Origin of the sequence: Paenarthrobacter sp. CC6 (assembly GCF_040560085.1) — a bacterium.
GTDB classification, from domain to species: Bacteria; Actinomycetota; Actinomycetes; order Actinomycetales; family Micrococcaceae; genus Arthrobacter; species Arthrobacter nicotinovorans.
Window position 1 is genome coordinate 180,399 of the sequence record NZ_JARDAN010000007.1, and the last position, 16,464, is coordinate 196,862.

Below are 16,464 nucleotides of genomic sequence, written 5' to 3' on the forward strand. Positions count from 1 at the left end.
CGTGTTGGGGACGCGTGATGGGGTCATTGTGACCAGCACGCGACCTCAGTTGCGGGCTAGATCAGGGTGTCGAAGTAACCCCAGCCCACGCCTATGTGCGTGTTTCCGAACAGGCCCGCTCCGAACTCCGAATTCAGGAAGAGCCGCATATCGCCTGTTTCATCGATCGCCACAATGTCGTTGAGGGGTTTCAGGGCCGAGTACCGGTTTCCGTAGAGCGGTTCGTAGACGCCGGCTCCGCTGATTTCGGTCATGAGCTCCCAACCGTGGCCCGCGATCGACGGCGGCTTCCAGCCACCGTTTCCGTCTGCGGGGTACTGGTGCAGGATGCCGGCGCCGTCCCTGGCATAGATGTCCACAGCGCCATCGCCGTCGGTATCGCCGGGGGTGGCGATCTTGTTCATCACGTCCCAGCCGGTCCCGACGCGTGATGGTGTCAGCCAGCCGCCGTCGCCGTCTCCCGGGTACAGGTAGAGGTCGCCGGCGGAGTCCCGGGCCAGGACGTCGTTGTTTCCGTCACCGTCGAAGTCCCCCGGGCCAACGACAGTGTCAAAGATGTTCCAGCCCCAGCCAACTTGCCTGGGCGGAAGCCAGCCGCCCTCCCCATCGCCTGGATAGATGTGCAGGGTTCCAGCGCTGTCACGGCCCAGGAGGTCGTTGTTTCCGTCGCCGTCGAAATCACCGGTGGAGAAAACGACGTCGAAAATGCCGAAGCCCCGGCCAACCACTCTTGGTTCTTCGATCGTGTGGTTGTAATAGGTGCACCCGGCGCCGGAAGGACACATTCGGTATTCGGACGAATAAGCATGCGGATAGAGGACCAACGTGCCGTCGTCCGTGCGGCCAAGGAGCTCGAAGTTGCCGCGCCCGGTCCAGCCCATGGAACGGCTGGAGGCGGCGATCGGAGCTGTTTCATCGCTCCGGAAAACTTCCTCTTCGGAGCACACGCCGTGGGCTGTGAACGAAATACGGTTTCCACGGTCTTCGGGGAGCAGTTTCAGGGATTCGCCTTGACGCCCGGCAGGCAGTGGCTCGCCGTTGCTCAGCCACTCCATGACGAAGCCATGCGGGGCCTCAGCTGTGGGCGGGCACACCTGCAGCCCATGGTCGGCGCTGCCGATGGTCAGTTCGGAACCCACGTAGGGCATGCCGAAGATTGGCGGAACCCAATCCTGGTAGTCCGCTGCAGCGGGAGCCGCGCCCAAGGTCGTCGAGCCCAACAACAAGGCGCCCAGTGCCGCCGACTTGAACGCAAATGACCGCAAGCTTCCCATGCTTTCCCCCAAGACCAGTGAGCGCCTCCAAGACCAGTAAGCGCGTCATTGGAGCCGAGCCTAACACTCCCCTTATTTTGATGGTGATGCTTCGTCCAAAGACAAGCGCCCGCCCCCTCGGCAGAGCCCCCTGCCCGAACCCAAGTATTCTGGAAAGGATGAGTGAAACCCCAGATTCCCCGCGCCCTGTCACCCCCGGCAGCCAGGCTTCCTTCGGTACCTACGGTGGCCGCCCGGTCAGTTTCGTGCGCCGCGGCACACGCCTGCAGGGTCGGAGGCAGGCGGCTTGGGAAGAGCACGCGGAGCGCTGGGCCATCCAGGTCCCCCGTCATGTCGCCAACACCTCCGTGCACCCGGATTACACCTTCGACGCCGAGGCTGTCTTCGGACGGAAGGCGCCCTTGATTGTCGAGATCGGTTCCGGACTGGGCGACGCCGTGGTTCACGCCGCCGAGCAGAACCCGGACAAAGACTTCCTTGCCGTCGAGGTTTACACACCCGGGCTGGCCAACACCATCATCAAGATCAACAGCCGGGGCCTGACCAACGTGCGCGTGGTGGAAGCCAACGCTCCCGAGGTCCTCGAATCGATGCTGCCTGCAGGGTCGGTCAGCGAACTATGGGTGTTCTTCCCTGACCCCTGGCACAAGGCACGGCACCACAAGCGCCGTCTCATCCAGCCGGCCTTCGCCTCCGTTGCTGCCAAAGCCCTCCAGAAGGGCGGCTACTGGAGGATTGCCACGGACTGGTCCAACTATGCCGTGCACGTCCGGGAAGTCCTGGCGGGATCCACGGAGTTCGAGAACATGCACGAAGGCGAGCGCAGCGGCGAGGAGAGCCCGTTGACGCAAGTGTGGCAGTCCGGCGTCGAATCCGTTGTGGGCGGTGCGCCCGTCAGGGAGGGCCGCGCGCCGGTCAGTACCGAGCACACCGGCCCGAATGAGGGAGTGGACGAAGAAGGCGGCTGGGCTCCCCGGTTCGAGGGCCGGATCCGCACGAGCTTTGAGAACAAAGCGCACGAGGCCGGGCGTATGATCTTCGACCTCACGTACCGCAAGCTTTAGCCAACGGACTTAGGGGGAATCATGAGCTACCAGCCACCGATCGACTACTACCAACAGCCGCAGAGACAAGGCACCCGGGGTCTGGGCGCCGGCATCACCAGCATCGTCTCCGCAGTCTTGTCGCCGATTGCCGCGGTGGTCAGTATTCCCCTTGGCCTTGCGGCCATCGCCTCGTCACTAAGCCGTTACAACCCGGATAACGACGCCTGGTGGATCGGAGCCCTGGTTCTGGCCGGGGTGGCCGTCCTGCTGTCCATTGTGGCCGTCATCAGTGGCCTCATAGCCGTCTTCCGGGCCGGGCGTATGAACGCAGCACGCATCACTGGAATCATCGGGCTGGCGATCATGGCGGTCAACGTCTTCGGCATTGCCTTCATGGTGTTCCTGGTACTCGGATCAGGGCAGGGATTCTGATGCCACAGGTACGCGCGGAACGCTTCATCCGTTTGGATCCTGAAACAGCTTTTGCCCTCTCCCAGACAACCGGCGCGTTCCGGCTCAAGTGGGATCCGTTCATTTCCGCGCAGGCATTCATGGATGGTGCCCAAGCAGCCGGAAAGGGTGTGCGGACCCGGACCGTTTCGCGCATGGGATTGAAGATGGTCAGCCAATACGTCTCCTACACTCCCCCGCGAAATGTGGGCATGACCATGGTGTCCGGTCCGTGGTTTTTTGAGAACTTCGGCGGCGGCTGGCGGTTCACCCCGGACGACGGCGGCACCCGGGCGGTCTGGAAGTACACCTTTTCGTGCCGGCCGGCGTTCATCAAGCCCGTCGCCGAGAGAGTCGGCGGTTGGCTCCTGGGTCGCGAGATCGAACGACGGATCGAGGCGTTCGCCCGTGCTTGCGAGGACCCTGCGTTGGTGGCTGAGTTGAAAGCCCAAGGCGCCGGCGCCTAGCTTCAGGGCACCTGGTTTCAAGACACCTGGTTTAGGGCACCGAAATGGAAGCCACCGTCTTCTGGGCCTCGTCACGCAGCTCAACCCCGGCGATCCCCGCCAACTGAACGGGTGTGGCACCGGTGATCTTGATCCGTCCACTCGGCGTGGCCGTCCAGCCGCAGGTGCGCTCTTCGGCGCCGTCGCGGCCCTTGACCCAAAGATAGAGAGTGCCCTCAAGCGGCATGCTCCGGCCCTCAACTTCAAGCTCAGTGCCCCAGGTCTTCTTGACCATGTCCACCGTCAGCTGCAAACCGCCGTCCGACTGCACCGAATAACTGGCATCCGGTTTCGGAGGCTGGTTCAACAACGGTCCGGCCAGGAACCCGACCGCGAGGCAAGCAGCGGCGACAGCGCCAACAAAAGCTGCCCACCGGCGTCGTGATTTCCGCCTTCGGACCGCCAGATCAACCAGGACCTTTTCCGGGAGCGGCTCCGGTTCCATTGCCAGCGGCGCAAGGGGTGCGGCCCCGGCGGCTGTGAGGGCCACCGCGTCGGCAGCGGGCACGGCGTCCAGGAGTGCAGGAAGGCTCGCGAGTTCTTCCAGTTCACGCCGACAGTCAGCGCATGATTCGAGGTGGTCCTCAAACGTGCGGGCTTCGCCGGGTTCCAAACCTCCCAGAAGGTAGGCGCCCAGCAACTGGTGGACGGAGTTGCCGTTCATCGTTCCACCCCCATTTCATCGAGGATTGTTCGGAGGGCCTTCACTGCGTAGAAAGCCCGGGATTTCACTGTTCCGGCCGGGATGTTCAGCTGAAGCGCCGCCTCCACCACTGTGAACCGTTGATAGTGCAAGGCCACCAGGACCTCGCGGTGCTCGACGCTGAGCCGGAGCAACGCCTCTTCCATGAGTACCCGGTTCAGGAGCTCGTCCACGCGTTCGGCGGCTGCGTTGTCCGGGAGGTCGTATTCCCCGGTCTCGTGCGGACGCCTCTGGGCTTTGCGGTAGTTGTCGATGATGACGTTCCGCGCTGTCCGGAAGAGGTAGCTGCGCAAACTTCCCGTGATCTGTGGTGCATGCTGCCAAACCTTGAGGATGGTTTCCTGCACAACGTCGTCGGCCTGTTGGGTGTCCGAGGTACAGCTGATGACAAACCTCTTCAGCGCCGTGCCGTGATCGCGGTAAATCGCAGCCACCACGTCTTCGTCCAACGGCATCGGCACCTCCCTCGTCCTGTTTCCGCAGCCCTTCGCCTATACGACGCGCCGAGCCCCAAAAAGGTTCAGCAAGCATGAACCATTCTCACCCGTCCGGCGTCGTAGGGGTTAGCGCCGGCCCTCCCGACCGGCTCGTCTCAAGGAGCTGGACATGAAGAACAAAGTTGGCTTTGGATTGGGTGCATTGATCGTTGCGGCAGCACTGGCGGGGTGCGGCGGCAGTTCGGGAACAAGTACTTCCGCTCCCCCGTCCGCGGCGTCCTCTTCCCCGGCCGCCAGCACCGCAGCTGGTGCTGAGATGAAAACGGCGTCGTCCAGCGCGGGGCAGATCGTGGTGGACAGCAAAGGGATGAGCCTCTACTTCTTTACCAAGGACGTGAAGGACTCGGGCACCAGCGCGTGCACCGGCGCCTGCCTGCAGGCCTGGCCCGTCTTCACCACGACGTCGGACGCGCCCGGCGTTGACGGCGTCACAGGAACGGTGGGAACCATCGCAACGCCTGACGGGAAGAAGCAAGTCACCCTCAACGGCATGCCCCTGTACTACTACGCCAAGGACAAAGCAGCCGGCGACGTCACCGGACAGGGCGTGGGCGGCGTCTGGTACTTGGTCAGCCCGAGCGGGGAGATGATCAAGGGCGCCGCGGCATCCGGATACTGAGCCCGGTACGGTTTCGCCCGTCCGTTAGACTGCCATTTACTCATTGGGGAGGGAAGATGGCAGCGAAAAACACAGCGAAGACACCGCCAAACCTGGGATTCCTTGCATTGCAGGAGGTCGCTTGGACTTTGGGGCTCATAGCCATGGCCATCAACGCGGCAAACCGCGGCTTTGACTGGATCTGGGTCGGCCTGCTCGTCTGCTGGCAGGCTTCCATAGTTTGGGGTTTCGTCAAGCTCAGCCGGGCCAGGACAAGCTAGCCCCAGAACGCGGGAGCGCGCCGAAATCGCCGGAGCGCGCCGAAATCGCCGGAGCGCCACGGCGAATCCGCAGCGCTCCGGCGTTTTCGGCTACATAGGGGCGAATTAGGCGTCCGCGAATTCCTCAGACTCTTCGAACTCCACGGCCGCGATGATTTCCTTCGTCTCCGGGTGGATCATGAAGGCCTCGTCGTCGTCCTCGATCATGAGGTAGTCCCCGTGGTCGGTGGAGAAGTGCCAGGCGAGGGTCTTCACGCCGTCGTGCTCGTAGTTGGGATCGCCCATGGTGATCTTCTCCAAGGAGTAGCCGGCCACATCGCACAATTCGCGGATGATGACCTCGAACTCGGGAGCGTTGGCGAGTGCTTCCTCTTCTGCCTCTGCCTGGCGCTCGGCCAGGTCCGGGATTTGGGCCACACGGGCAGCGATGTGTTCCTCGATCTCATCCTCGGAAAGAACCAGGAGCTCGGACTGGTCGCGCAGGTAGGCAGCGTTGAGATCGATGATGTCCTCTTCCTCAAGCAAGGCTTCGAACTCGCCGTCGAGTTCGTCCAAGGCCACAACCGCGGGAACGGGAGTCTCGGACTCATCCAGCTCGCCGTCCAGGTAGGCCTCCGCTTCCTCTTCCGTCAGCGCGTCAAACGCCGCAGCCGTTCGGTTGAAGAGATCCAGGTGCCGCTCAGCGCCCATGGCTTCGAGCCCGGCGCGGACATACTCATCAACTTCCTCACGCTCCGGCGCGGTGAAGACGTACTGGGCAAAACCGCCGGACAGCGCTTGCGTCAGATAGAAATCCACAAAGTAGCTGTTGAGCGCAGGGAGCGCGATTTCGTCGCTGTTGAGGAGCTCCTGGTACATCTGGTTCACGACGTTGACGTTGGAATCCACAACATCCGCATTGCCGGCTTCGAATCCGGTCTTGTTCAGGACGACGGGGTACTCGTTGGTAGTCATGGGGAATCCTCACTGCTGAAAGCTGATGGTGCTCCGGACACTTTCAACGTACGCGTGGGAGCGGCGCGGCAATCGAGGTTGAGGTTAACGGAGGGCGAAGTTTGGGAGCTGTTTTCTGCTGACTAAGATTGAGCAGATAACCTCCTGCCGAAAGTAGCCCGACGCATGCCGTCCCACACAGACGAATCCTGGGAACTGGCCATTCAGACTCCTGCCATTAACGACCGCTCCCTGGCGGCCGGACTGGCCTATGCCATGGGCAGCCGCGTGAGCGGGATTTCCTTCGACGCGGCAACCGGGCTCCTCCTCGGCAAGGTTCGGGGCAGCGGCCCGCAACCCTATTCGACGTCGGCCAAACTGGTCCGCAAGCCCGCCGGCTGGAGCTGCACTGTGGGTATCTGCAGTTGCCCGGTCCGGAAGGACTGCAAGCACGTCGCCGCGCTGCTCTTCACCGCCGAGGACCACCCCACCATCCGTTCCCAGCTCCTGTCGCAGGCGCCCGGAATCCAAACGTCGCGGCACGGCGCCATGGAACAGGGCGGCTCGGCCCGGCCTGCCTGGGAACAAGCCCTCAACAGGCTGATCGCCAAGCCCGGATCCGCACCCAGCGCGGCAGGAATCCCGCTCGCCCTCCAATTCGAAATTGAAGAGCCCGCGGCCCACTTCTCCTACACAGGACGCCGCGACCCCATGCGCAGCGTCCGCCAGCTCAAGGCCCGCCCCGTCATGATGGGCGCCAAAGGCAAATGGATCCGCGGCGACGTGTCCTGGAACAACCTCAGCTACATCAGCTTCCGGCGCGAGTTCAATGAAGTCCACGTCGAGTGGCTCCAAACATTCCTGGCCGCGCACGGTTCCAGCAACGGACGTCAGCAACCCTCCGGGGCGATGTGGCTGAGCCTCAACGACTTCGCAGCGAAGAACCTGTGGACCCTCCTGGCCGACGCCGCGAAAGCCGGCATCCCCCTCATCCACTCCGCTGGGAGCGAGCCCGTCCGCGTCGAGACCCAGTCCGCCGTCGTCGGGCTCAGCCTGGCGCGCCTTGACGCGGACGGAACCGAAAGCACAACGCCCGACGGCGGGCTGCAGCTCGCGCCGTCCGTCACCTTGGGCGGGGAAGCGGTGGACCCGGGAACCGTTGGCTTCCTGGGAAAGCCGGCCAACGGCATCTTCTTCACCCACGCCGGCGACACCCTGCCCGGCGTGCCACAGCAGAAGAACCTGATCACCCTCGCACCGATCGAGGGCGGCATCAGCGACGAGCTGCTGGAATTCGTCACCGAAGGCCAGACACTCCAGATCCCGGCCGAAGACGAAAGCCGCTTCCTCACCTCGTTCTACCCCAAGCTGCGGCAATCCACGCCAGTGCAGGCCGCTGACGAGTCCGTCGAACTGCCCACCTTGGCGGTCCCCACACTGTCCCTGCTGGCCAACTACGGCAACGACCATAAAGTCCGGCTGCACTGGGAGTGGCACTACAAGTCCGGCACCCTCGTCACGGCCCAGCCACTCTGGCGCCACCCCGACGACCGCGGCTACCGCGACGATCCCGAAGAAGCCCGCATCCTGGAGTCACTTGGCCGGCCGTGGGACGTGGTCCCGGCGCTCGCCGAGTCCGCCACCGGCGGCTGGGGTGCTCCGCGCCTGGCAGCTACCGCTGAACTGGGTGGACTGGACACGCTGGCGTTCACCGAAGAGGTGCTGCCCGCGCTCAAGGACCTGCCCGACGTCGTCGTTGAAACATCCGGCGACATCGCCGACTACCGCGAAGCCGCCGAAGCACCTGTTGTGTCCATCTCCACCAAGGAGACGGCCAGCGGCGACTGGTTCGACCTCGGTATCGTCATCACACTCGAAGGCGAACCCGTCTCATTCGCCGCCGTGTTCTCGGCCCTCGCAGCCGGGATGAGCCGCATGCTGCTGCCCAGCGGCGCCTACTTCTCGCTGGATCTGCCCGAACTCCACCAGCTGCGGGCCCTGATCGACGAAGCCCGTTCCCTGCAGGACAACCCGGACAACAAGGACGGCACCCTGCAGATCAGCCGTTTCCAGGCCGGGCTCTGGGACGAGTTGGCGCAGCTGGGGATCGTGGATGAACAGGCCGCCGCGTGGCGCGAGGCTGTAGGCGGACTGCTCGACGACGGCGTGACCGGACTGCCGCTTCCGGCCGGACTTAACGCTGAGCTTCGTCCGTACCAGCTCGAGGGTTTCAACTGGCTCAGCTTCCTGTACAAGCACAGCCTCGGCGGTGTGCTCGCCGACGACATGGGCCTGGGCAAGACCGTGCAGGCAATCGCGCTGATCTGCGCGGCGAAGGACCTGGCCGCTGAGACAGCGACCGCTGCGCAGGGTGCCTCTGCTGACGTGATCCCCCGGGCTCCCTTCCTGGTGGTTGCGCCCACCAGTGTTGTCAGCAACTGGGCACTTGAAGCGGAGCGCTTTGCCCCCGGGCTGGTGGTCCGCACCGTTGGTGAGACTTTCGCCAAGAGCGGCATGGCGCCGTCGGAAGCACTGACGGGTGCCGACGTCGTCATCACCTCGTACGCGCTCTTCCGCATTGACTATGATGCCTACGCCTCGTTCCAGTGGGCCGGGCTGATGCTCGACGAGGCCCAGTTCGTGAAGAACCACCAGTCCAAGGCGTACCAGTGCGCTCGGAAGCTCCCGGCAAGGTTCAAGCTGGCCATCACGGGTACCCCGCTGGAGAACAACCTCATGGAGTTCTGGGCACTGACCTCCATCGTGGCGCCGGGCCTGTTCCCGAGCCCCAAGAGGTTCGCCGAAAACTACCAAAAGCCCGTGGAGAAGAACGGTGACTCCGCGCAACTGGGCAAGCTCCGGCGTCGTGTCCGTCCGCTCATGATGCGCCGCACCAAAGAGCAGGTCATCAAGGACCTGCCGCCGAAGCAGGAACAAGTCCTTGAAGTGGTGCTGAACCCGCGGCACCAGAAGGTCTACCAAACGCATCTTCAGCGCGAACGGCAGAAGATCCTGGGACTGATCGACGACGTCAACAAGAACCGCTTCACGATCTTCCAGTCCCTGACCCTGCTCCGGCAGCTGAGCCTGGACGCCTCGTTGGTGGATTCCTCGCTGTCCGGCGTGCGCTCATCCAAGCTCGACGTGTTGTTTGAGCAACTGGAGGACGTGATCTCCGAGGGCCACCGCACGCTGATCTTCAGCCAGTTCACCGGCTTCCTAGGGAAGGTCCGCGAGCGCTTGGACGAGGAAGGCGTGGAGTACTGCTACCTCGACGGCAGCACCCGCAACCGCGGCGACGTCGTGAGCGAGTTCAAGAACGGTTCAGCACCCGTGTTCCTGATTTCGTTGAAGGCCGGCGGCTTCGGGCTCAACCTGACCGAGGCCGACTACGTGTTCCTGCTGGATCCTTGGTGGAACCCCGCGTCGGAGGCACAAGCCGTGGACCGCACGCACCGCATTGGACAGGCCCGGAACGTGATGGTCTACCGGCTCGTCGCGAAGGACACCATCGAAGAGAAGGTCATGGCGCTGAAGGCCAAGAAGTCGCAGTTGTTCGCGGATGTAATGGAAGGCGACGCGTTGGCCGGCGGATCGTTGACCGCCGAGGACCTGGCTGCGCTGTTCGCGGAGTAGGGGCGGGGCGCTGTCAGGTGCGATTTCATGCTTTCTCCCGGCCGGCGCCGGCCGGAGTCCCGGTGACCGTGATGTCCACGTCTTCCTCCACGCTGAAAAGACGTTGCCCGACGCCGTTGACGTAGACCCACATTCCGCTGCCGTCCGGCATGACAGCCACGACCACCCCGGGGTTGGGGGCGCCACCGGCGAGTCTCACTTCGACTTCATCGCCCGGCAGGAAGTACTCCCACGCCTTGTAGTACCGCACCGGCAAGGCATCCGGATCCGCCATCACGAACACGGTGCATTTCTCCATTGCGAACCGCCCCCTTACTTTCCCGCCTAATTAGCAGTGCGGCCAAGAGGCAGAACGTGACGGCGAAATCAGTCGTCCAGTCGGACACCCCGCAGCAGCAGCATCGTCCCGCCCACGGCAACTGCGGACGCCAGGAACACTCCCGCCGCGCCCATTCCGACGGCGACAACACCGATGGCACTGGGCAGCACCACTTGGCCAACCCTGTTGCCCGCCAATCTCAAGGCCAGCGCGCGACCCCGTTGGCCGGCGGGGGCCTGCGCTGAAAGCCACGACATGGTCAGGGGCTGCCCGATTCCCAACCCCAGGCCCAGGAACGCCATGACAACGAACAGCAGCCAGGCCGGCATCGGAATGGCCGCCACTGCCAGGGCCACGGTGGAGATGGCCAGGCTCAGGACCAGCAGCTTCATACGTCCCAGCTTGCGCGACATGCTGCCGAGGCCGATGCGGGAAACCATGGAGAACAACGCACGGACAGTCAGCATCAGACCCACGGTGGCCGCCGTCAGGCCGCGTTCGGCACCGAGGGCGGGAAGGTAAACGACGGTCAGGTCGACGACGGCCAGAACCGTCGCGCTCGTGGCAAGCGCCCGGGCTACGCCCGGTGTTCTCAGCAACGCGATCGCCCCGCCCTTGGGCGCGTTCCTGGCTTTGGCCCTGTTTGTCCGGCCGCTGACTTTGCGGGAAATCACGAACGTGGTCAAGAACAGCACCAGGCTCATGCCGACCGAAAGGATGAAGATGGCCTCGGTGTTCGGGTGCACGGTCGCGCCGCCCACCACTGAGATGGCCAACGGGCCGAGGGCCTGGCCCAGTGAGGCGGCGAACGTCAGATACCCGAATGCCGAGTCCAGGCGCGACGACGCCGCGTTGTTCGCCACCACCGCCTGTTGGCCTACCACGCACGCCAGTTGCCCCGCCCCAAGAAGCGCTGTGCCGGCCACCAGCGCAGCCACCGACGTTCCCCAAAACAGCAGGAAAGCAGAACAACCAAGAACGACGGCGGCCCCGATCGCCATGAGGCGACGCTCACCCAATCTGTCCACAAGTCCGCCGATTGGCAGCGCCAGCAGCAACGGGAAAACCGCATAGCTGGCTGCGAGGACACCCAACGCAAACGGCGGAACATCAAGTTCAAGGGCCCGATAGGTGGCAGCAGGGCGGACCAGGAAGGTCACCGCCTGGATCAATGCCGAGTGGACAAGCAGTGCCGTGGACGAGCGTCGGCCCAGTTCGCCGATCATTGGACGTCGAGGCCCTTGTGGGAAATGACCCGCAACGTCTCGTCGCGGGCACCAATGACGTGGTCGAAGGCAACCCGGGCAGCCTTCTCCGCGTCCTTGGAGGCAATGGCGTCCACCAGTAGCCGGTGATTGGCGAGCGCCTCTTCACGACGTTCGGGGGCGTTGTTGGTGAAGTACCGGTACCGTTCAACCTGGCTGGCGATCTGCTCATGAAAGCGCTGTGCCCAGGAGTTTCCGGCGATTTTGGCGATCGCGGCGTGCAGGGCAACCCCGTACTTCATGGCTTCATCGGCAAAGTCCACCAACGCGGCATTGCGGGCCACGATCCCTTGAAGCTCTTCGAGGTCCTTTGCAGTGGCATTGGCGCATGCTTCCCGTGCCATGAGGGACTCCAAGGCGGCCCGGACGTCGTACAACTCGGAAATGGCTTTCTCGTCCAGCGGCGGAACAAGCACTCCACCAGTGGGTTGCTGCTCAAGCAGGCTTTCGGAGATCAGCCGACGGATCGCTTCCCGGAGTGGGGTCCGGCTGACCTGGAGCTCCGTGGCCATTGCCGGCTCGTAGATGCGTTCACCTGGTTTGAGTTCGAGGCTGAGGATTCGCCGCTTCAGCTCGTTGTAAACGAGGTGCGCTCCAGTGTTCCGGGGTTGTGGATCTGCCAAAATTGCCGCCGCTGTTCAGAAGGTTGTCCAGAAGGTTGTCCAGAAGGTTGTCCCGAAGGTGTACTTGTATACATCTATACATGGCAACCATCACCCAAAGCAATGCGGAGGTCAGCCGCGCACCCAGCGGTACGGCGTCGTCGTCGAAACCTTAACCAATCCCGAGCGTTCCAGAATCGGGCGTGAGTACTCGGTCGAGTCGCTCTGGATAAATGCTTTGCCCTGAGCCAATGCTGACTGGGCGCGGCGGGCAGTGAGTGCCCGGTAAACCCCGCGGCCACGCCACTCCGGACGGGTTGCACCTCCCCAAATACCGGCAAATTCGGTTCCGGCCACGGGATCGAGGCGCCCGGCACTGATGACGCGACCCTCCGCCTCGGCGACCCACAGTTCCATGGTGTCGTCCAGTGACATCCGATGCAGCAGGGCATCAGCCATGTCGTTCGAAACCGGCTCGCCGAAGACTTCATCCTGCATCGCTGTCATCGCCCGCACGTCCGGTTCGTCGACGACGCGACGCAACGTCACGCCGTCGGGAAGCGGCACGTCCGCACTCAAGGCCTGGGCTTCGCCGATCATGATCGACTCAGGCGGATCAGCGGTGAAGCCCATATCGACAAGTGCTTCGTGGAGTCCCGGGGCGTGATCATGCCCGCGCGTCTTCCACTCGACCCGGCTGATTCCGGGCTGGTCTTCGAAATAGGCGATCGCTTCGGCAACCAGGCGACGAATGCCATCCCGGCCCGCCCCGCCCAAGTCCCGGTAAGTGATGAACCCGCGCCCACCCATGAACGTGGCCAGCCGGAGCGGACCATTCCCGGTGACCGTGAGGGCGTCCGAAGTCTCCGCATCCGTGCGAAGCTGCTGGTCATAGGCTGCGAGAAGGCGCTTTTTTGCGTCGGGTTGGGTCATTCGGAGAGCCTACTGCAACCGTTCCGGAACTTGGGTAGCCCGGTTCGTTGGATCGCTGCCAAAGATGCCGCGCGCCGCATCGAATCTGCAGCCACGCATCGAAACGGCTGGCGTGGGCGCAGCAAAAAACGCTCCCCCACCATCAAGCCCGCGGGAGCATCAGGTGGGAGAGCGTTGGAAGCGGGAGTACTACTGTCCAGCGGTGCAGAGCTGGCCGAACTTGGCTCCGGCTTCCTGGAAAGCGGTGGTCAGTTCACCCATCCGTTCTTCGTTCGGGTTCTCCTTGGACTGCTCGTCCAGGTATTCGAGGATGGCGGTGACCACGGGCTTCATTTCGTCGGACGCCACGGACTCAATGGGCCGGACAGCGTTCGCTGCACGGGTGGAAAGGGTCCGGCTCGGGTTTTGCGAGATGCCGCCGGCCGCGGCGACGTTCACGCGGTCGCAGGTTTCCTTGGTGGTCAGCTGCTGCTGAGCGGAACAAGCGGAAGCCGAGACAAGCAGCCCGGCAGCGATCAGGACAGTGGTGAGTTTCTTCATGATTCCCTCAGTGGTCGACGTCCCTTTGATTGTAAACAGAGCAGAGCCGAGCCCACGCATCGAACCCTGCTTAGAGACAGGATCCGGGCTGCCCTAGGCTGGGGGACATGGCGATCATACACAAAGCAAACCTGTCCCCCACCAAGCTCGAAATCATCGCTGACTATCTGCCGACGCAGCCGTGGTTCATCCAGGACGGTACCCCGGAACTCATCGGCGCCTACCGCTTCGACGATCCCGCCGGCGAGGTCGGCCTCGAAACACATGTGGTGGCTGCGGGCGAGCGGATCTACCAGGTTCCCCTCAGCTATCGCGGACACGAGTTGGGTGGCGCCGAGGAATGGCTGATCGGCACCATGGACCATTCGGTCCTCGGCAAGCGCTGGGTCTACGACGCCTGCGCCGACCCTGTTTACGTCAAGGCCCTGGCCACGGCCATCCTCACCGGCCAGGAAGAGGCGGCCCTGCTGGTAGAGGGCGAGCCCGAACCCCGACCCAGCAGCGTAACGGTCAAGGGCAGCGGAACGCTCGACGGCGGCGTGCCCGACTTGAGTGCCTCGGCGCCGGTATCGGGGAGTGGCGTGACCATCATTAATGCGGGCGAGCTGCGGTTGAAAGTGACCCGGGTGCTGGATGTGGCAGCAGACGCATCAGCGACCACCGCTGCGGCACCGGAACTTCACCACGAGCTGATCCTGAGTGGACAATGGGCCGGCCTGGAGAAGCCCGTGGAGCTGGCCGCGGTGATCCGGGACTAGCTTGCCCCTTCGGATGTAACGCTCCTTCCCGGTTACCACAGGCCTGGCCACTGCCCCCGGGTTTCGGTTGCAGTGCTGCGCCGGGTACCAAGGATTTATCCCCTTGGCGGGCTGGGTAACCGGGCAGGAGCGCTGTACCTGTTGCGTGCCGCGCCCACGGCGTAGGCTGGCTCACGGGGCCATCTCTCCGTTAGGGGCGCACAATGTACAAACCGCAGAGCATCTTTCCTGCAGTCCAGGATCTTGCGCGGGAATGGGTAACGCACGCGGCAGACGGAACCAGCTCACAGAGCGACGCCGTAGTGCGCTGGGCTTTGGCCAGGATCAACCACGCCGATGTCCCTTCCGTGGTTCATGGCGTCATGCTCACACTGACCGGGAACAAGAAGACAGCCAAAGAAGCCCAACGCACCGCTGCCAAGGCCGTGAAGAGGGCTACGCGCGCATTGTCCCGTCAGACCAGGAAGCCCACCCCACGCCCCTGGGGCTGGTTGATTGCGCTCTTGGCGGGCGTCGTCGGTGCCGGCGCCGTCCTGGCATGGCGGACGATGATGCCTCCCGGCGAACCTGAGCCCGTCAAGAATCCGGAGAACCCGGTTCAGCCACCTGTACCGCCGGTTCCCTGACAGTCCTGCGTCTGCGGGTTCCACGGTCCGCCGATTGCCGGACCGTCTGGCCATTTGGCCACTCTAAGCCGCGGGGCCTTGTCCATGCCGGCCAACGCGCCGCCGGAACGGCGTCCCGGCAAATAGCAGATACGCGCCTGATCCAGCCAACAGGAAGCCCACCACACCCAGCACCAACAGTTGGGTGATGATCCCGGCGATCACCATGACGAAGCCGCAAAGCACGGCAAGGACCCCAAAGGTCGTGCGGGCCTTCGCTCCCCGAAGGCGGCCCGACATCAGCTCATGCGCGAGGTCTGGATCTGTCGCAGCCAAGTCCTGCTCCAGTTCTTCCAGGCTCCTGCGCTCTTCATCCGACAAGGACACCGGACTCTTCCTCACCACGCGAGCAGGCTTGCCTGTCCCGGCATCGCTGCTCATTTACCGGCACGGACGCTGCTTGCCGTGCTCTGACTTCATTATCTTCCCGATCCGGCCATCCAGCCACTGCCCCGGCAGGCGGGAATCGGGCCGTTAATCACGGGTGAAGGGGTCGCGGATCCGGCGGGTGAAAAGTAGCGCACAGACACGGCGATACAGTGGCAGACTGAGTGGGTGTTCTCCTGACCATTCCTACAACGAACAACGAACCACTGATCGGAAGGTTGCGTCTTCCCATGGCCCACAAATCGACCGTCACGCCGACTCCCAAAGCAAAGGTTCACGCCCCACGAAACCGCAAACGCGGGCGAACACTGTTGCTGATTGCAGCTGGCCTCGTCGCCGGGATAGCAGGCGGGGCTTTCGCTGTCCGGATGCTGGTGCCACCCGGCGAACCCGAGCCGGCCAAGGACCCTTTGCGCCAGCCCCCGGAGATCCTGCCCCGGGAAGAGCCGGTAGAGATCTCAACGAGGATGCGACCAGGCGAATGGACTGAAGAGTCGCTTCAGGCCCACATTGAAGACTACCGGCGCCGGATCCGGGAAATGGGCGCCAAGGAATCACAGATCATTACAAACGTGGAGCGCACGGAAGCGGGCGCTGCGCGGGTAGTGGTCAGTTGGGACCGGACCCGGGACTAGCTCCCTTTCCGACGCACGTCCCCGTATTCAAGGGACCACGACGACAGTCACCTCCACGTCGCCGGTAGCCTTCGCGCCCTCGCGCCGAGGCCTTTGAGGCCCTGCCCTGCCCTCCCGTACCCTGCCCTGCCCTGCCCTGAACGCAGTCAGCGGAGACACATCCACGTGCTGCTCCCTGGATGAGCGCGCCCAAAAACCACCAGGCAGCGTCATGAACGGGCGCGATACCGCACTTAACCTGCCATAACCCCTGCCGCCATCCACCCGTCGACATTTCCACCGCGCAAGAACGCGTGTTGACCTGCATCACAAAATCCGCAAGAATCGGTCAAGTCAAAAGATCTTAGTACTAAGACAATTGGTACTGAGTAAATTCACGTCAAGCCACTTTGGATCCTTCCTCGTGCTTGGCCACCCTCGACGCGACAGGAAACAC

General features: G+C 63.6%; 19 protein-coding genes. 9 read left to right on the forward strand and 10 right to left on the reverse strand.

Going from position 1 to position 16,464, the window contains the following annotated elements:
• Positions 1-56: 56 nt before the first annotated feature.
• The gene (locus PV760_RS07695; RefSeq protein WP_354627491.1) at positions 57-1,274 is read right to left on the reverse strand and encodes an FG-GAP repeat domain-containing protein; all 1,218 of its coding nucleotides are present in this window, start codon (positions 1,272-1,274) and stop codon (positions 57-59) included.
• A gap of 158 nt (positions 1,275-1,432) precedes the next feature.
• On the opposite strand from PV760_RS07695, the gene trmB reads away from it, so the two are divergent.
• From trmB to PV760_RS07710, 3 genes are read left to right on the forward strand one after another with little or no spacing between them, the layout of a single operon-like run.
• A complete protein-coding gene (trmB, locus tag PV760_RS07700; RefSeq protein WP_039243016.1) occupies positions 1,433-2,338 on the forward strand; it encodes a tRNA (guanosine(46)-N7)-methyltransferase TrmB in 906 nt (301 codons plus the stop codon).
• Positions 2,339-2,359: 21 nt separating this feature from the next.
• Positions 2,360-2,752: a hypothetical protein gene (locus PV760_RS07705; protein ID WP_079581949.1), complete on the forward strand. Its 393-nt coding sequence runs from the start codon at positions 2,360-2,362 to the stop codon at positions 2,750-2,752.
• Positions 2,752-3,237, forward strand: coding sequence for a type II toxin-antitoxin system RatA family toxin (locus PV760_RS07710; protein ID WP_354627492.1), 486 nt, complete (start codon positions 2,752-2,754; stop codon positions 3,235-3,237). The genes PV760_RS07705 and PV760_RS07710 overlap by 1 nt, the downstream gene beginning before the upstream one ends.
• A gap of 31 nt (positions 3,238-3,268) precedes the next feature.
• Here PV760_RS07710 and PV760_RS07715 read toward each other — a convergent pair whose 3' ends face one another.
• Positions 3,269-3,940 carry an anti-sigma factor family protein gene (locus PV760_RS07715; protein ID WP_193590070.1) on the reverse strand — a complete coding sequence of 224 codons (672 nt, stop codon included), beginning with the start codon at positions 3,938-3,940 and terminating at the stop codon, positions 3,269-3,271.
• Complete coding sequence (locus tag PV760_RS07720; RefSeq protein WP_064722530.1) at positions 3,937-4,434, reverse strand: sigma-70 family RNA polymerase sigma factor; 498 nt, start codon at positions 4,432-4,434, stop codon at positions 3,937-3,939. The genes PV760_RS07715 and PV760_RS07720 overlap by 4 nt, the downstream gene beginning before the upstream one ends.
• A gap of 151 nt (positions 4,435-4,585) precedes the next feature.
• Between PV760_RS07720 and PV760_RS07725 the strand changes: the two genes are divergently transcribed.
• Both PV760_RS07725 and PV760_RS07730 read left to right on the forward strand, forming a co-directional pair.
• On the forward strand, positions 4,586-5,095 hold the full coding sequence (locus PV760_RS07725; RefSeq protein WP_018778290.1) for a COG4315 family predicted lipoprotein: 510 nt from the start codon (positions 4,586-4,588) through the stop codon (positions 5,093-5,095).
• Positions 5,096-5,151: 56 nt separating this feature from the next.
• Positions 5,152-5,355 carry a hypothetical protein gene (locus PV760_RS07730; RefSeq protein WP_018778289.1) on the forward strand — a complete coding sequence of 68 codons (204 nt, stop codon included), beginning with the start codon at positions 5,152-5,154 and terminating at the stop codon, positions 5,353-5,355.
• Between the two features lie 105 nt (positions 5,356-5,460).
• Here PV760_RS07730 and PV760_RS07735 read toward each other — a convergent pair whose 3' ends face one another.
• Positions 5,461-6,309 (reverse strand): DMP19 family protein, encoded by an 849-nt coding sequence (locus PV760_RS07735; protein ID WP_039243022.1) that lies wholly within the window; start codon positions 6,307-6,309, stop codon positions 5,461-5,463.
• Between the two features lie 165 nt (positions 6,310-6,474).
• Between PV760_RS07735 and PV760_RS07740 the strand changes: the two genes are divergently transcribed.
• Positions 6,475-9,924 carry a DEAD/DEAH box helicase gene (locus tag PV760_RS07740; RefSeq protein WP_110505249.1) on the forward strand — a complete coding sequence of 1,150 codons (3,450 nt, stop codon included), beginning with the start codon at positions 6,475-6,477 and terminating at the stop codon, positions 9,922-9,924.
• Positions 9,925-9,949: 25 nt separating this feature from the next.
• Here the strand turns inward: PV760_RS07740 and PV760_RS07745 are convergent, their stop codons facing one another.
• From PV760_RS07745 to PV760_RS07765, 5 genes are all read right to left on the reverse strand, one after another.
• A complete protein-coding gene (locus PV760_RS07745) occupies positions 9,950-10,222 on the reverse strand; it encodes a hypothetical protein (RefSeq protein ID WP_018778286.1) in 273 nt (90 codons plus the stop codon).
• A 68-nt stretch (positions 10,223-10,290) separates the two neighbouring features.
• A complete protein-coding gene (locus tag PV760_RS07750) occupies positions 10,291-11,469 on the reverse strand; it encodes an MFS transporter (RefSeq protein WP_039243025.1) in 1,179 nt (392 codons plus the stop codon).
• Complete coding sequence (locus PV760_RS07755) at positions 11,466-12,131, reverse strand: GntR family transcriptional regulator (protein ID WP_354627493.1); 666 nt, start codon at positions 12,129-12,131, stop codon at positions 11,466-11,468. The genes PV760_RS07750 and PV760_RS07755 overlap by 4 nt, the downstream gene beginning before the upstream one ends.
• Positions 12,132-12,242: 111 nt before the next feature.
• Positions 12,243-13,043 (reverse strand): GNAT family N-acetyltransferase, encoded by an 801-nt coding sequence (locus PV760_RS07760; RefSeq protein ID WP_079581941.1) that lies wholly within the window; start codon positions 13,041-13,043, stop codon positions 12,243-12,245.
• Between the two features lie 189 nt (positions 13,044-13,232).
• A complete protein-coding gene (locus PV760_RS07765; protein WP_018778282.1) occupies positions 13,233-13,583 on the reverse strand; it encodes a hypothetical protein in 351 nt (116 codons plus the stop codon).
• 107 nt (positions 13,584-13,690) lie between these two features.
• Between PV760_RS07765 and PV760_RS07770 the strand changes: the two genes are divergently transcribed.
• Both PV760_RS07770 and PV760_RS07775 read left to right on the forward strand, forming a co-directional pair.
• Positions 13,691-14,341, forward strand: coding sequence for a CG0192-related protein (locus PV760_RS07770; protein ID WP_039243028.1), 651 nt, complete (start codon positions 13,691-13,693; stop codon positions 14,339-14,341).
• Positions 14,342-14,544: 203 nt separating this feature from the next.
• Positions 14,545-14,967: a hypothetical protein gene (locus tag PV760_RS07775; protein WP_055972688.1), complete on the forward strand. Its 423-nt coding sequence runs from the start codon at positions 14,545-14,547 to the stop codon at positions 14,965-14,967.
• 63 nt (positions 14,968-15,030) lie between these two features.
• Here PV760_RS07775 and PV760_RS07780 read toward each other — a convergent pair whose 3' ends face one another.
• Positions 15,031-15,351 (reverse strand): DUF3040 domain-containing protein, encoded by a 321-nt coding sequence (locus PV760_RS07780; RefSeq protein ID WP_227453578.1) that lies wholly within the window; start codon positions 15,349-15,351, stop codon positions 15,031-15,033.
• A gap of 272 nt (positions 15,352-15,623) precedes the next feature.
• Between PV760_RS07780 and PV760_RS07785 the strand changes: the two genes are divergently transcribed.
• On the forward strand, positions 15,624-16,028 hold the full coding sequence (locus tag PV760_RS07785; RefSeq protein ID WP_231949124.1) for an L-asparaginase family protein: 405 nt from the start codon (positions 15,624-15,626) through the stop codon (positions 16,026-16,028).
• Positions 16,029-16,464 lie beyond the last annotated feature (436 nt).

What these genes read in the sequence shown, in the direction of transcription:
- PV760_RS07695 (WP_354627491.1), bottom strand. Translation starts at nt 1,274, where the DNA reads ATGGGAAGCTTGCGGTCATTTGCGTTCAAGTCGGCGGCACTGGGCGCC.
- trmB (WP_039243016.1), top strand. Translation starts at nt 1,433, where the DNA reads ATGAGTGAAACCCCAGATTCCCCGCGCCCTGTCACCCCCGGCAGCCAG.
- PV760_RS07705 (WP_079581949.1), top strand. Translation starts at nt 2,360, where the DNA reads ATGAGCTACCAGCCACCGATCGACTACTACCAACAGCCGCAGAGACAA.
- PV760_RS07710 (WP_354627492.1), top strand. Translation starts at nt 2,752, where the DNA reads ATGCCACAGGTACGCGCGGAACGCTTCATCCGTTTGGATCCTGAAACA.
- PV760_RS07715 (WP_193590070.1), bottom strand. Translation starts at nt 3,940, where the DNA reads ATGAACGGCAACTCCGTCCACCAGTTGCTGGGCGCCTACCTTCTGGGA.
- PV760_RS07720 (WP_064722530.1), bottom strand. Translation starts at nt 4,434, where the DNA reads ATGCCGTTGGACGAAGACGTGGTGGCTGCGATTTACCGCGATCACGGC.
- PV760_RS07725 (WP_018778290.1), top strand. Translation starts at nt 4,586, where the DNA reads ATGAAGAACAAAGTTGGCTTTGGATTGGGTGCATTGATCGTTGCGGCA.
- PV760_RS07730 (WP_018778289.1), top strand. Translation starts at nt 5,152, where the DNA reads ATGGCAGCGAAAAACACAGCGAAGACACCGCCAAACCTGGGATTCCTT.
- PV760_RS07735 (WP_039243022.1), bottom strand. Translation starts at nt 6,309, where the DNA reads ATGACTACCAACGAGTACCCCGTCGTCCTGAACAAGACCGGATTCGAA.
- PV760_RS07740 (WP_110505249.1), top strand. Translation starts at nt 6,475, where the DNA reads ATGCCGTCCCACACAGACGAATCCTGGGAACTGGCCATTCAGACTCCT.
- PV760_RS07745 (WP_018778286.1), bottom strand. Translation starts at nt 10,222, where the DNA reads ATGGAGAAATGCACCGTGTTCGTGATGGCGGATCCGGATGCCTTGCCG.
- PV760_RS07750 (WP_039243025.1), bottom strand. Translation starts at nt 11,469, where the DNA reads ATGATCGGCGAACTGGGCCGACGCTCGTCCACGGCACTGCTTGTCCAC.
- PV760_RS07760 (WP_079581941.1), bottom strand. Translation starts at nt 13,043, where the DNA reads ATGACCCAACCCGACGCAAAAAAGCGCCTTCTCGCAGCCTATGACCAG.
- PV760_RS07765 (WP_018778282.1), bottom strand. Translation starts at nt 13,583, where the DNA reads ATGAAGAAACTCACCACTGTCCTGATCGCTGCCGGGCTGCTTGTCTCG.
- PV760_RS07770 (WP_039243028.1), top strand. Translation starts at nt 13,691, where the DNA reads ATGGCGATCATACACAAAGCAAACCTGTCCCCCACCAAGCTCGAAATC.
- PV760_RS07775 (WP_055972688.1), top strand. Translation starts at nt 14,545, where the DNA reads ATGTACAAACCGCAGAGCATCTTTCCTGCAGTCCAGGATCTTGCGCGG.
- PV760_RS07785 (WP_231949124.1), top strand. Translation starts at nt 15,624, where the DNA reads ATGGCCCACAAATCGACCGTCACGCCGACTCCCAAAGCAAAGGTTCAC.